The sequence below is a fragment of the Salinigranum rubrum genome, from assembly GCF_002906575.1.
GTDB classification, from domain to species: Archaea; Halobacteriota; Halobacteria; order Halobacteriales; family Haloferacaceae; genus Salinigranum; species Salinigranum rubrum.
In genome coordinates this window covers 407,978-421,718 of record NZ_CP026309.1, presented here as the reverse complement: position 1 = coordinate 421,718, position 13,741 = coordinate 407,978, and the positions used below count along the sequence as shown (strand labels likewise).

Genomic DNA, 13,741 nt, shown 5'->3' with positions numbered 1-13,741 from the left:
TACTCTCGACGGAACGTTATTATTCCGAAATCGACTGTACTGATATCGAATGAATCAGGTTCTCACACGGATCGACAGACGGCTGTCGTCGACGTTCGACGACGAGACGACGGCCGTGACGAGGCGCCGGTCGCGAGCGGCACGGATGGGAGCGAGCGTCGCCGTCTCCGTCACGGGCGTCGTCCTGTTGAGCCCGAACATCGCACCGCTGTTCGTCGGCGGCCAGCCCCCGTTCAGCGTCGCGCTCTCCGTCTTCGGCTCGCTCGTCTGTCTCGGCCTGGCCGTCTCGGGGTACCTCCTCTATCGGAGCGAGTTCTCGACGGCGAACGCCGTCCGCATCGCGGTGTGGAACCTCCTCGGCGTGGTCGTCCTCGGGGTCGTCCTGTGGCTCCACGGGATGGTCCAGGGCCCGGTCGTGTTCGGCGCCGGCGGGGTCGAGAGCGCGCTGACCGCCGGCAACATCCTCGCCATCAGCACCGCCGCGCACGTCATCATCGGCGTCCACGACGCTCGACGCGTGCGGGCGGAACAACTCGCCGACGAACAGCGAAAGCTGGCCGTGTTGAACCGCGCGCTCCGACACAACCTCCGCAACGAGTCGACGATTCTGGTCGGGCACGGGGAGCGGCTCGAACAGGAGGTGGACGACCCCAGTCTGGAAAAGTCCGCACGCGTCGTCGCCGAACGGGCACGAACCGTGGGAGGGCTCGCCGACAAGGCGAAGACGATCATCGACCTGTTCGAGCGCGAGCGACGCGTCGAGCATCCCCACGACGTGAGGACGATGGTCGACGGAGCGGTCGCGGAGGTCACTGGAGACGCCGGAGCGACCGTCGGCGTCTCGGTCCCGGACGGGGTGTGGGTGTGGGCGGACGACTGCTACCGGACGGCGCTGGGAGAACTCGTCGAGAACGCGTTCGAGCACGGAAAGCCGCCCGTCGAGGTGACGGTGACGGCCGACGACGAGTGGGTACACACGCACGTCCGCGACGCCGGCGAGGGCGTCCCCGACCACGAGGCGGCGGTCGTCGGGGGCGAGACCGACATCACGCCGTTGACCCACGCGAGCGGGCTGGGACTGTGGCTCGCGCGGTCGGCCGCCGAGGCGAACGGCGGCCGCCTGCGGTTCGACGAGGAAGCGGAGGGGACAGTAGTGACGCTGTCGCACCGACGGGCGGCCGGCCCGACAGCGTAGGCGACGCGACGGAGACATGTAGGCGACGCGACGGCACGTCGAGAGCGCACCAAGGACGCACCTGCCGCGTGAAGGCGGCGGTCCACAACCGACGGAGGCTTATACCGCGACACAGAACACCTTCTCACAATGCGAACGGGCACGTACTCCCCGAAACGCATCGGCACGGAGCGACGACTGGCGGGCTCCCTGCCGAGGACAACAGGGGGGTGCCGTCCCCTGTCGAAGGGGGTGGGCGACGGTGACCGACACTGCGAGCGAAGCAGGAGAGACTGCCGTGCCCCAGGACGGTCAGACGGAGACCGACGGCGGCGAGCGCCCGCAGGCGTACACCGTCCGCCTGGAACTCGCCGACGAACCGGGGCAGTTGCTCGCGGCGCTCAAGCCCATCGCGGACAACGGCGGGAACCTCCTCTCGATCTTCCACGAACGGGGGAACATCACCCCACGAGGGAGGATTCCCGTCGAGGTCGACCTCGAGTGTCCGCCCGACCGGTTCGAGGGCATCGTCGACGCACTCAGAGGCGAGGGGATCAACGTCATCCAGGCGGGTGCCGAGCGCTACGGGGAGGAACTGAGCATCCTCCTCGTGGGCCATCTCGTCGACACGGACCTCTCGGACACGCTCCACCGCATCGAGGAGTCCGCCGCGGCATCGCTGTCTGACCTCTCGCTCTCGGCGCCCGAAGGGACCGACGAACCGTCGAGCGCACGGCTTCGACTGGCGACGCGCCCGGGACAGACCGAGGCGGCACTCGAATCACTCCGGACTATCGCAGCCGAAAAGGAACTCCACGTCATCGAACCGCTCACGGAGGGGGCGAAATGAGTCTGCGACTCGCGGTCCTCGGGGCGGGCGCCGTCGGGGGAAGCGTCGTCGAACTCGCCGCCGAGTACGGCCACCGCGTGGTCGGGTTCGCCGACTCCTCCTCTGGCGTCGTCGACGCCGGAGGGATCGACGGCGAGCGCGCGCTGGAGCGAAAAAGTCGCGATGGTGCTGTCGGCGACGACGACCCCGACGACGTGCTCGCAGCCGACTACGACGTGCTCGTCGAAGCGACGCCGACGACGCTCGGCGACGCCGAACCGGGCTTCTCACACTGTCTGGCCGCGCTCGAACGCGACCGCCACGTCGTGCTCGCGAACAAGGGCCCGGTGGCGGAACGGTACGCGGACCTCCGAAGGGCGGAAGAAGATAGCGCCGGCGACGTGCTGTTCGAAGCGACCGTCGGCGGGGCCATGCCCGTCCTCTCGACCGTCGCCGACTACGGCCCGGGCCACATCTCCACCGCCCGCGGCGTCCTCAACGGGACGGCGAACTTCGTCCTGTCGCGGATGGCCGCCGAAGGATTGGGGTACGAGCACGTCCTCGCGGAGGCCCAGGACCTGGGAGTCGCGGAGGCGGACCCCTCCTTCGACGTCGATGGAACCGACGCGGCGCTGAAATGCGTCATCCTCGCGAACGTTCTGAGCGAGGCGCGCGGCGGCGACGTCTTCAGCCTCGACGACGCCGAGGTCACAGGGATAAAAGACATCCCCGGGAGCGCGCTTGACCTCGCGACCGAGGACGGCCGGACGATCCGACTCATCGGCGAAGCCACGCCGAAGCGCGTGCGCGTCGGGCCGCGGCTCGTCCCCCAGCACGGAGCGCTCGCGGTGACGGGCACGCAGAACATCGTCCAGTTCGAGACCGAACACGCGGGGCAGTTGAACGTCAGCGGCCGCGGTGCGGGCGGCCCCGAGACAGCGACGGCCGTCCTCGCCGACGTCGCGCGACTGAACCGGTAGGTCACGACCGACCGGACCGGAGCGACCCATCCGGCGACGGTTCCGGTTCCACGACGTGTCAGTTCAGGAGATACTGTTCGAGAACCTGATGTGGACGATGACACTGTCTCGAACCGCGAAAAAACGTTAACCGCGTCGAAGGGATGGTTCCGTCGATGGGTTCGAATCCCCGAGAAGCGGGTGTCGTCTCCTTCACTCGGACGGTCTTCGACGCCGTCCGGGAGGAGAACGTGTCGTTCATGGCGGGGAGCCTCGCGTACTACGGGTTCGTCTCGATCGTCCCCCTCGTCGCCCTCGCGTTCCTCGCGCTCGCCGTCGTCGGGGGGGAGGCGCTCGCGCGGACCGTCGTCAGTCTCACCCGGTCGACGCTGTCACCGACCATCGAGGCGTTCCTCCGACAGAACGTCCTCAACGCCGCCGTCTCCGGAACGGTCGGCGCGTCGGTCGTGGGGGTGTGACGCTCGTGTGGGGGTCGCTCCGCCTGCTCCGCGGGTTGGACACGGCGTTCGCGGAGATATACGACACGGCGACGGAGTCGTCGTTCGTTGACGGCATCGTCGACGGCCTCGTCGCGCTCGTCACCATCCCCGTCGCGCTCGTCGTGGTCGTCCTCGTCACCGCGGCCGTCTCGCTCGTCGATTTCCATCGTGTCCCCGGTGGGACGGCGGTGTTGCTCCTCTGTGGCCTCGTCGTCGTGTTCCTGCCGCTGTACTACGTGTTCCCCGACACCGACGTCTCGGTCCGGGAGATTCTCCCGGGTGTCGTCGTCGCGGCGTTCGGGTGGATGCTGTTGCAGCAACTCTTCCAGGTGTACGTCCTCCTGACGGGGCAGTCGACCGGGAGCGCCGTCGGTGCCGTCATCCTCTTTCTCACCTGGCTCTACTTCGCGGGCGTCGTGCTCCTCATCGGGTGCGTGGTCAACGCCATCAACGGCGGACACTACGTCCCGAAATCGGGCGGGTGACCGGCGTCGGAGTCGACGACGGCCGGGCGTCGACCCCGGGAAGGCAAGCGGGCAGGGCCGCCGACCGTGACGCATGCGGACGGGGAACAAACCGCCTGACAGCGCCGGAATCGGCCGTGTGACGTATCGAAATCGTTTTACGGGTCACAGGCAAAAGCTTCCCACAGAGCGCCTTAGCGCGTGACTTCACCATGAGTGACAAACCGCACCAGAACCTGGCCATTATCGGCCACGTTGACCACGGAAAGAGTACGCTGGTCGGCCGCCTCCTGTTCGAGACAGGCTCCGTACCGGAGCACGTCATCGAGCAGTACCGAGAGGAGGCCGAGGAGAAGGGCAAGGGCGGCTTCGAGTTCGCCTACGTGATGGACAACCTCGCCGAGGAGCGCGAGCGCGGGGTCACCATCGACATCGCCCACCAGGAGTTCGACACGGATCAGTACTACTTCACCATCGTCGACTGTCCGGGCCACCGTGACTTCGTGAAGAACATGATCACGGGCGCCTCGCAGGCCGACAACGCGGTGCTCGTCGTCGCCGCCGACGACGGCGTCGCCCCCCAGACCCGCGAGCACGTCTTCTTGGCCCGTACGCTCGGTATCAACGAGCTCATCATCGCGGTCAACAAGATGGACGTCGTCGACTACTCCGAGGACACCTACGAGGAGGTCAAGGAGGAGGTCCAGAAGCTCCTCAAGCAGGTCCGCTTCAAGTCCGACGACGCGACGTTCGTCCCAATCTCCGCGTTCGAGGGCGACAACATCGCCGAGCGCACGGGTGCGATGTCGTGGTACGACGGCCCGATTCTCCTCGAGGCCCTCAACGACCTGCCGGAGCCGGAGCCGCCGACGAACGCGCCGCTTCGACTCCCCATCCAGGACGTCTACACCATCTCCGGCATCGGGACGGTTCCCGTCGGCCGAATCGAGACGGGTACCCTGAACCCCGGTGACAACGTCTCCTTCCAGCCGTCGGACGTCGGCGGCGAGGTGAAGACGGTCGAGATGCACCACGAAGAGGTCGACCAGGCCGGCCCCGGTGACAACGTCGGATTCAACGTCCGCGGCGTCGGCAAGGACGACATCCGCCGCGGCGACGTCTGTGGCCCCGCCGACGACCCGCCGACGGTCGCCGAGACGTTCAAGGCCCAGATCGTCGTCATGCAGCACCCCTCGGTCATCACCGCGGGCTACACGCCGGTCTTCCACGCCCACACGGCGCAGGTCGCGTGTACCATCGAGGCCATCGACCAGAAGATCAACCCCAAGACGGGCGAGGTCGCAGAGGAGAACCCCGACTTCATCAAGTCGGGTGACGCCGCCGTCGTGACGGTGCGTCCCCAGAAGCCCCTCAGCATCGAGCCGTCCGGTGAGATCCCCGAACTCGGCAGCTTCGCCATCCGCGACATGGGTCAGACCATCGCCGCCGGCAAGGTGCTCGAGGTCACCGAGCGATAACCGATGCAGCAGGCACGCGTTCGACTCGCCGGCACGAGTCCCGAAGACCTCGACTCCATCTGTGGCGACGTCCGCGAAATCGCCAACAAGACGGGAGTCAATCTCAGCGGGCCCATCCCGCTGCCGACGAAGACGCTCGAAGTGCCGACCCGAAAATCCCCGGACGGGGAAGGGACCGCTACGTGGGAGCACTGGGAGATGCGTGTCCACAAGCGTCTCATCGACATCGACGCCGACGAACGCGCGCTGCGGCAGCTAATGCGTATCCAGGTCCCTAACGACGTCTCGATCGAGATCGTCCTCGAGGACTGAAGCGCTGCGCTAAGGCACCCTCAGTTCGTCTCGGTTTTTCTCTTCGTTTCGACTCCGAGCGATAGCTCTGTATTCCGATTGCATCAGGTCCTGACGCTCGTCGTCTGTGCCTCGTACAGCCGACTGTACTGCCCGTGACGGGCGATGAGCGCGTCGTGCGGGCCGCTCTCGACCACCTCGCCGTCGTCGAGGATAGGGACAGCGGTCGGCCGTCGACGCGGACGTGGCCGCTCGTCGGGTCGTACAGCCCCGCGAGCAACGAGAGCAGCGTCGACTTGCCCGCGCCGGACCCGCCGACGAGTGCGACGAACTCCCCGCGTTCGACGGCCAGCGAGACGTCTCTGAGGACCGGTTCGTGGCTCCCCTCGTAGGCGAACGTGACGCGGTCGAACGCCACCGACTCGACCGGCTGTGCGACCGGTTCCCCCTCGACGCGCTCGCGATTCGCCGATGAAACAGAACGCTCAAGTGCCGTGCCGGACTTTCGACGAGTGCGGGCTCGTAGATCAGTGGCAGATCGCTTCCTTCGCAAGGAAGAGGCCCCGGGTTCAAATCCCGGCGAGTCCATCAGAATCCTTCGTTTTATCGAATTTTACTCATATCGAGTTTTAGCGACTCTCTCTCGCTAAATTCCAGGTTCTCGCTCGGTCTCAGAAACCAGCCGACAGCGCGAGTTGAACCGGTCCCCTGTTTACACCTCCTGCGTCCCGCGGTTTGTGAGAATGAGTGCAGCGGTTCGCCTGCTGGTTTCAGAACACCATGTGCCAGATGTTCGGCGGCGGTAACTGAATATCCGTGCTTCCATTTATATAGGCTCACTCCTGAGACGCTTCACCCTGTCGGCAACCTCAATCGGAGGTGGTCGGCATGACGGGGCCAGACGATCTCTTCGACCAACTTGATGCAGCTGAAGCCGTCACAACCGACAATCAAAGTAATATCGAGTCCGCGGTCGAGCAACCCGAAGCAGATGCCCTCAGAAAGGAAGCGGGATCAGATCAAGTTAACACGAGAAGTGCGTCCGCTAACGCACCGACCAACCGGGAAACGGGAGAGCGCACGACTGCAGAGACACAATCAAGCCAGCAGACGAGTGAATGCCGCTCTGTCAGATCGACCCTCTCTCGCACGTCGACTCACGTTGCAGAGTGCCGATTCTGTCGGCTTCGCTTCGATGACGAGTTCGACGCGAGAGCGCATGAAGGCATCTGTCCTTCCGAGCGTGTCGCACACTGCCGCTACTGCAAGCATCCCATTACCCGAAGGGCGGACCTCGAAGCTCATCTGAACGGCTGTGAGGCGTACCGGGCCGCTCAGAAGCGAACACAGCATCGAGGGCAGACGAACGAGACAATCGACGACGAATCTCCACCCGGCCAGGAGGTCGAAGGTGAAGCTAAAGATGACGGGGAGGAAGGGGTATCGAGGCTATTTATCGAACCACAGCCTCACGAATTCCATGCATATCTCAAATGGGACTGTTCGTACCTCGACAATCCGCTTCGCTCCTACTTCGGTCTGAACTCCCTGCAGAAGGAGCACGACTTCGAGACGCACGGTCGTCTCCGCACTGATGTGGAGATTGATGGCGACGAGTGGGCTGTTGAATTCGGATTCAAAGGCTGCGGTATCGCCTCTCGCGACGATCCGAGCTTCCGTCTCGACGAGGTCCGCGAGTATCTCGTGTACGTCTATCCGAACGCGTACTCCTCGTGGTCGGACGCCAAAAAAGAGGCGCGGAAGCGGGCGTACTTCCGTATCTCCCCACGATGGCCCGACATCGAGACAATCGAGGGTGCTCGGTCGATGTCCAACCCGTGTGATATCGAGGGATATGACATCGAGATGGAGGGGGCGAACTGGGACTTCGAACAGTACCCTCACGTCCTGCAGCGTGCGTTAGCTTCGCTGGCGGATAAGCAAGGGTTCCGCTTCAATAGTCCCACCACGATTCATCCAAAAGACTTCGACCCCGAGGCAACTCATCCGACTTCCAACATCGTCGATGCTGAGTTGCTTGTTCGCGTCGTGGACGGAAAGACGGGCAAGGTCATCGCGTATGATGGCATTATTCATCGTATCTCTTTGCTTTTATCTGGTGACCGCGAAGGGTACGCCAAGACAGTCCGAGACGATCGCGAGTGCCCAGGATACTACCACACGGCAACGATCGGATCGATGCGAGCCAGTGAACTCATCGGCGGTCATCGGCTCGCCAAGGAAATCAAGCATTACCATGTGCAGAGCCCCGACGCGGTGGAGGGGACACCGCTTGAGAATCCCAAAATTTGTGTCTCGTTTCAGAACTCAGTCCACAACGAGACGTTGTACTGGGACGATCTCGACCAACTCGAGCGCGAACTGGACGAGACGCTGCTGAACGTTCTTGAGTGGTCAGATATTCCCACGCGACCAGATTCGCAGTTCTACGTGGCTGACGACTACTTCGAAGTTGAAGGGTCCAGCCGGTGGCGAAAGCTCCTCCGAAACCGATTGCCGATGATTAAGGAGAAGCAGGATGCCCAGGTGTTCGGTATCGCGAGCCAGATGAACGAGACAGATGCGGAGATCGTCGATACCCTCCTGACGGATGGAGGAACGATGTCACCGAAAGACCTCGCGCGGGCCATCAGTGTCAGTATCGATACGGTCTATCGAGCACTGAAACGGCTCGGACCGCTCGTCGAGCACACCTACGGCGAGCTCCAGATCGCCTCGAAGTACATCGCTCAGGAGATGGTTGGATACATCGACTCAATCAAGGACAGTATCCACGAAGGTCTCGAGGGAGCACTGGATGCGCTATTCCGTGCAGAGACCTACGGTGAACGGGACGATCCGTGGACACGATTTCTCGATCGGTACGGAGGCAGTATTCGGGAAACAGAGGGGGCAGATCCGGATGTGTTAGAGTTCGGATTCAGGCCGGCAGACTTCCGTGAGGCGCGTAGACTGCTTCTAGAAGGCGCTGCCCGCTGGGCCGAAGTAACGGGAGAGAGGATCCGTCGCTTCGGGTTCGAATTCGCGCCTGTCGTGAAGCTCGTCGACGGCACGATGTACGCACCGAAGAACTTCGCTGACGCGCTCGGAAAGCCCGGATAGCGAAGTGACTGGTGAGAGGCATCACTATCCAACACACCAGTTAGCGGTTCTTTTTGCTTGTTTTTGGCTCAGATAGTGGGTACTCACCGGTGGTTCATGATCACTGAATAGCTGCTGCGAACGTGTCTCTCTGTAACTTCGACACGGGGTACCCACTTCTCCGTTAGGGGTGTGGCTAAGAAGCCACTTGCAGAAAACTACCCCTCTTGCTTCGCGCGAGGGGATGAACCGCGGACACGGTGGTCTGTCGGCGCGCCTGACCCGGCGCGCCTTGTTACATTGACAGAACGGAACAAATATCTCTACTTCGGGTGGTAGTGATATGACCTGGGCTTTCGGCTATAGTTCAACCCGACAGTTCTCGATCCTCAAACTCGCTTATCTACACGGTGCTGTGCAAAGCATCAAGTGCTGGTGGTGACACGGACGAGTATATGCAAATCGCAGATCTCCTCCAGCCCCGCGAGGAGGTAATTGAGGGCCAATTCCAAGGGGTACTTCAAGCCCACAAAGTCGGTGACTCCGCCGATCGCTTGGAGAATGATCCTACAAGACTCCTCTCGATGACCTACCCATCGAACGCCCTACAGACTGCCTTTGAGCGCGTTGACGACAAGCTTCGAGGTAGCGACAGCCAGGGGGGAATTACACTTTCAGGGCCATACGGTGCAGGGAAGTCGCATGGTCTGATTACTCTCTATCACTTGTTCAACAGTCCGAACATTAGCAAAGACTGGCTTGCCGAATGGAATATTGACCTTCCACTTCCGGACACCACACGGGCATCGATTCTATCAACCAGCGAAACGGACGCTGACCAAATTTGGGAGCCGATTTTTGACAATCTCAACGGCTCCGAAATCCTCGAAGGGATCAAGCGGTACCCCACAACGGAGCACATCGAAGCATTAGTTGGAGATGACACAGTCGCCATTTTCTTCGATGAAATCGAGACCTGGTGGGAATCCTTCGACAGAGACGAAGACGGTGAACTCCTCGAACGGAACGAGTTCTTCCTTCAGAATCTACTTGAGGTCGCAAACGACCCTGAGAGGAACCTGTTCGTATTCGTCACTCTGCTCGATAAGAGTCCCGGGTTCAAACGCATCCTCAACCGGACAAACCCCTACGCAGTAGACATGAACGACACGGGAGACCGTGAACGCATTATCCTTCACCGACTCTTCGAAACCCCCGTGAGGAAATTGATGAATCTGGTGTACGCGATGTCGTCGAGAACTATACCGACCACTACAACAACCCAATTAACCCCGAGGAATTGGGTGAGCTCCAGCGATACGAGAATCGGATGGTGGAGACGTATCCGTTCCACCCCGAACTTCTCGAACTCCTCGACCGCCTGTATGAGGCGGGTCGGGAACAACAGAGTGTTCGTGGCGCGATGAACGTTCTCGCAGACACAGTCAGTCGGAAGTACGACGAAACGGATCTCATTGTTACGTGCGACATCAGGCCAGCTGCCTTCCGTGGTATGAACCAGACGCTGTTCAACCGCTATGTCTCTGACCGAGACCACGTGAAGGACATCGACTTTGGGGATGACCTGCTCCGAACAATTCTGCTCTACACATTGGATGAGCGGTCACAGATGGCAACCGTGACGCAATGCCTCCTCGGGACGTTCAAACCCGAGAAATCATCCGTAGACAAACTCAACATGTCGTTGAGCAGCCTTTATGGGACGGCTCACTATCTTGATCGGGACTCCGGTGGTGCGAGTTACTACATCACAGAAGACCCCAAGCTGACTGCGCTTGTCACCCGGGAACAGAACCGGGTTTTGGAGGATGACTCGGCATCCATTGAGGAGACACTCGTCGATATCGTTCGAAACGATGTCTGGGATGGGGATGTGCTCGTGCACCCAAACGACGATATTCCTGACAACGATTCTCTCTCTGTTGTTGTTACTCTCAGTTACCTCTCGAACGGGACGCTTGAGGCAGAGCTGAGTGAGTTCTTCGAGGGACGAACGTACCAAAACACGGTGTTGTTCGTCACCCCAAAAAAGCAGCTTCTCGAGGATGAGGACATCATCAAGAAGGCAGCACGGGTCTTGGGTGCACAGAATCTCCAAGGTAAGGTCGATGACGACAAAGGAGAGTTGTCGCGTCTGATTCGTGACGAGCGCCGGGAACTCACCAACGAACTCTCCGACAGATACGGGAAGTGGGTGAAGTGGAGCGTGGACCCGAGTGGTGACCTGCGAATGCGACGAAAGAACGTCGCAGCCCGTGTCAGCGATGTTGAAAACAGTGTCGGGCGTGACAAGACCTACGTCAGTGAGACGATCCTTGATGAGGTCGAAGGAACAGCGAACGGCATCACCCTGAAGTCGATGAAAAACGACTTCAAGGCATTCCGCAGGATGCCTGTGCTCATTGACGACAACCTGTTCTATTCAGCGGTCAGAAAGCTCTACGACGACGAGAAGATCGTACTTGAAGGAGACCACGCTAAGTTCTACGTCCCCCACAAGGGTGATCGTATGCCTGACCTTGAGGATTCGCTCGTCATCCGTCACCCTGACTCGCTAGATGACGCGATATTCGAGGAAGAAAAGACGACAACATCTACAAGGGGGACGGAAGGGGGAACAGGACAGACAGGTGGCACCACTACTGCAGGCACCGGATCCGGTGGAGGAGGTGGTTCCGGAACGACATCCACCGGAGCGACTGGTGGTGGCGGTGGAGGAACCACGATCGGGACAACCTCCACCACGAAGAACGTCTACCTAGAGGGAAACTCCGGTCGCGTACTTCGCAGTATGGCTGAGTCGAGAATTAGTGAGAGCGAGGATACAGTGACTCACATCGACCTCTCGTACGATTTGGCTGACCTCTCTAAGGAGGAGCTCATAGAATTCCTTCAGAAGCTCCCGAGTGCAAACCACATCGGTGCTGACCTGGTGATTGAGAGTGAAACTGACGAATAACGCAATCGAGCGACTCATTGAAGAAGATGATCCCATCCCTGTCGTCTGGGATTCCCTCTGGGACATCTGGGCCCCAGCTGCGGAAGACATAGGTGAGCACTACGCCCGTGAGCCTACCGCGGTCGGGTACGAGAGAACCCTGTTAGATGTGTACTCGGAGTTCTACGACATCCTAGCCGACCGTTGTGTCCATCAAGCCTCGATAGACATCCCGGACGATGGCGCGTTCGTGGTGATGGATGCTATGAGCGTCCGTGAGGCGTCGCTGTTCGTTCGGACGTTGGGGGCGAAGGGTTTCACACCGAATGTCGGCTACTCCTTCTCCACGGTGCCCTCAGAGACAACTCCGTATCGTGACCGTGTGGGATACTCCGATCTCAAGAGCGAGCACAAGACAGCGAGTGTCAAGAGCCAGGATCCGTCGCTTGACGGCGACGAACAACTCATTTGGTGTAGATATCCGGATGCACTACTCGAATCGATTCAGGAGGGGAAGACGGAGCTCTCTTCTCTTGATGAGGTGTTCGAGAAGACAGAGCGAGCGCTCCTCTCCATCGTTGACCAACTTGATGCAGATCGCATTGTCTTTGGCTCCGACCACGGGTACGTACGGCTAGACTCTGGCCACACGTTCGGTGTGAGTGATCGCTGGAAAAAGCGGTTACAGGAGACATTCACTGGCGGACGGTTCCAGAGTGTTGGCGAGGTCGATGCTGACGACCTCGTTGAGAAAGGTTACGTTGCCGAAGCCGACGGCTTCTACATGCCCCTCGGACGGTACACGTGGCCACGAAGAGGGAAGTATTCGACGTACCAGCACGGTGGCCTCAGCATACACGAATGTCTTACTCCACGGATCGAGGTCACTCACCAATAACCGTATTCTCTACTATCTCCACCACCACCCGTCTCGTCGTTCACCCCATTCTGAATCGCTTGCTGACGCCAACTCTCAACATCTGTGTGATTCCTATTGCGGATCTGGAGTCTGTAGTATCGTGAACCGTTGTCGGTAAACCGCTCCTCAAACAGTGCTACCTTGTAACGGTAGAAGTCTTCGTTGTGTGCTGGGAAATTGGTTGGCAAGAACACACGCCATTGTGGAGAATAATGTCCCTCGTGATATGTGAGTTTTCGTGACTCTCTGTTACCACGGAACTCAATCGTGATGTACGAATCGGAGGGGGTCTTTTCTTCGAAGAAGTCTGCGAGTTCCTCTTTAATCTCCAAAATGTACCTCATCTGGCCCTGCATAGCCCCCGTCTCTGTCCACATGTATTTGGCATCAGAAGAGGTGGTTATTCGTTGCACATCGCTTTGTTCAGCTTCTGGTGGTGAGGTTGGAACATTACTCCGAACACTCTCATAGTCGCGAATTAGATCCTCAGTCAATGTGACTGTGTTAGATGAGACTTCTTCCCACCACTGACGGAATATCCTGATATCATCCGCACCGATCCGGTCAGGATATGATAATTTTGAACCCATCTCGAAGTTTTTCGGGTGGGAACTCATCGCAGCCCCTGTTGCGTTTGCGGAGGTAACGAATAGACAAATCTGATCCTTGGTAGATTCAGAGTAGAAGCCACCCACTTTTGCATGCAAATAAGGCCCTCTTCGTAAGGCTTGTTCAGTGACTTCCCCCCGGGGAAGAAACAACCTCACATCAGTCCGACTTTTCGATAAGAGTTCCTCTAATGCATTCGGTGTTGTGATTCCCTGATTGAGTCCGATTATCCACTGGGAGTCACAGATCTCCCGCCAATCATCCCCTGAATTGTTGTAGCAATAATTGTCCAACCCGTCGGTCGTGACGAATGGGAACGCAACCCCAGCGTTAATCGGTTGGTCAAATTCTGAGATGGTCTCAAATATTTCTTGCCCATAATTCGGCGAAATACCTGGGCCACTTGGGAGCAGCATGCTGGATGATAGACTAACTGTCAGGTAATTCTTTTCTACGA

Annotated in this window: 14 protein-coding genes and 1 tRNA gene; 13 read left to right on the top strand and 2 right to left on the bottom strand. The window is 59.9% G+C overall.

Annotation, left to right across the window (positions count from 1 at the left end):
* Positions 1-49 precede the first annotated feature (49 nt).
* The 7 genes from C2R22_RS02035 (at position 50) to rpsJ (ending at position 5,716) form a co-directional block, all read left to right on the top strand.
* Positions 50-1,195: a sensor histidine kinase gene (locus C2R22_RS02035; RefSeq protein ID WP_103424107.1), complete on the top strand. Its 1,146-nt coding sequence runs from the start codon at positions 50-52 to the stop codon at positions 1,193-1,195.
* Positions 1,196-1,472: 277 nt separating this feature from the next.
* Entirely contained in the window at positions 1,473-2,024 is a 552-nt protein-coding gene (locus tag C2R22_RS02030) for an amino acid-binding protein (protein ID WP_103427531.1), read from the top strand.
* Positions 2,021-2,983: a homoserine dehydrogenase gene (locus C2R22_RS02025; RefSeq protein WP_103424105.1), complete on the top strand. Its 963-nt coding sequence runs from the start codon at positions 2,021-2,023 to the stop codon at positions 2,981-2,983. Before C2R22_RS02030 ends, C2R22_RS02025 begins: the two co-directional genes overlap by 4 nt.
* A gap of 155 nt (positions 2,984-3,138) precedes the next feature.
* Positions 3,139-3,441, top strand: coding sequence for a YhjD/YihY/BrkB family envelope integrity protein (locus tag C2R22_RS02020; RefSeq protein ID WP_162562341.1), 303 nt, complete (start codon positions 3,139-3,141; stop codon positions 3,439-3,441).
* Entirely contained in the window at positions 3,438-3,947 is a 510-nt protein-coding gene (locus tag C2R22_RS02015) for a YihY/virulence factor BrkB family protein (protein WP_103424101.1), read from the top strand. Before C2R22_RS02020 ends, C2R22_RS02015 begins: the two co-directional genes overlap by 4 nt.
* A gap of 191 nt (positions 3,948-4,138) precedes the next feature.
* A complete protein-coding gene (gene tuf, locus C2R22_RS02010; protein ID WP_103424099.1) occupies positions 4,139-5,404 on the top strand; it encodes a translation elongation factor EF-1 subunit alpha in 1,266 nt (421 codons plus the stop codon).
* A gap of 3 nt (positions 5,405-5,407) precedes the next feature.
* On the top strand, positions 5,408-5,716 hold the full coding sequence (rpsJ, locus tag C2R22_RS02005; RefSeq protein ID WP_103424097.1) for a 30S ribosomal protein S10: 309 nt from the start codon (positions 5,408-5,410) through the stop codon (positions 5,714-5,716).
* On the opposite strand, the gene C2R22_RS27125 is transcribed toward rpsJ, so the two are convergent.
* A complete protein-coding gene (locus tag C2R22_RS27125; RefSeq protein ID WP_321169912.1) occupies positions 5,679-6,047 on the bottom strand; it encodes an ATP-binding cassette domain-containing protein in 369 nt (122 codons plus the stop codon). The genes rpsJ and C2R22_RS27125 overlap by 38 nt on opposite strands.
* On the opposite strand from C2R22_RS27125, the gene C2R22_RS27120 reads away from it, so the two are divergent.
* The 6 genes from C2R22_RS27120 to C2R22_RS01980 all read left to right on the top strand — a co-directional run bounded on the left by C2R22_RS27120 (position 5,940) and on the right by C2R22_RS01980 (position 12,654).
* The gene (locus C2R22_RS27120; RefSeq protein ID WP_321169917.1) at positions 5,940-6,170 is read left to right on the top strand and encodes a hypothetical protein; all 231 of its coding nucleotides are present in this window, start codon (positions 5,940-5,942) and stop codon (positions 6,168-6,170) included. The genes C2R22_RS27125 and C2R22_RS27120 overlap by 108 nt on opposite strands.
* 41 nt (positions 6,171-6,211) lie before the next feature.
* A tRNA-Ala gene (locus tag C2R22_RS01995) sits at positions 6,212-6,283 on the top strand.
* A gap of 300 nt (positions 6,284-6,583) precedes the next feature.
* Positions 6,584-8,818: a DUF7845 domain-containing protein gene (locus C2R22_RS01990; RefSeq protein WP_162562340.1), complete on the top strand. Its 2,235-nt coding sequence runs from the start codon at positions 6,584-6,586 to the stop codon at positions 8,816-8,818.
* Between the two features lie 434 nt (positions 8,819-9,252).
* Positions 9,253-10,224, top strand: a complete 972-nt coding sequence (locus C2R22_RS26070) for a hypothetical protein (RefSeq protein WP_245902854.1) — start codon at positions 9,253-9,255, stop codon at positions 10,222-10,224.
* Positions 10,128-11,777: a hypothetical protein gene (locus tag C2R22_RS01985; RefSeq protein WP_245902853.1), complete on the top strand. Its 1,650-nt coding sequence runs from the start codon at positions 10,128-10,130 to the stop codon at positions 11,775-11,777. The genes C2R22_RS26070 and C2R22_RS01985 overlap by 97 nt, the downstream gene beginning before the upstream one ends.
* Positions 11,761-12,654 (top strand): alkaline phosphatase, encoded by an 894-nt coding sequence (locus C2R22_RS01980; protein WP_103424093.1) that lies wholly within the window; start codon positions 11,761-11,763, stop codon positions 12,652-12,654. The genes C2R22_RS01985 and C2R22_RS01980 overlap by 17 nt, the downstream gene beginning before the upstream one ends.
* Here the strand turns inward: C2R22_RS01980 and C2R22_RS24770 are convergent.
* Positions 12,645-13,700, bottom strand: a complete 1,056-nt coding sequence (locus tag C2R22_RS24770) for a phospholipase D-like domain-containing protein (RefSeq protein ID WP_162562339.1) — start codon at positions 13,698-13,700, stop codon at positions 12,645-12,647. The genes C2R22_RS01980 and C2R22_RS24770 overlap by 10 nt on opposite strands.
* Positions 13,701-13,741: the final 41 nt, after the last annotated feature.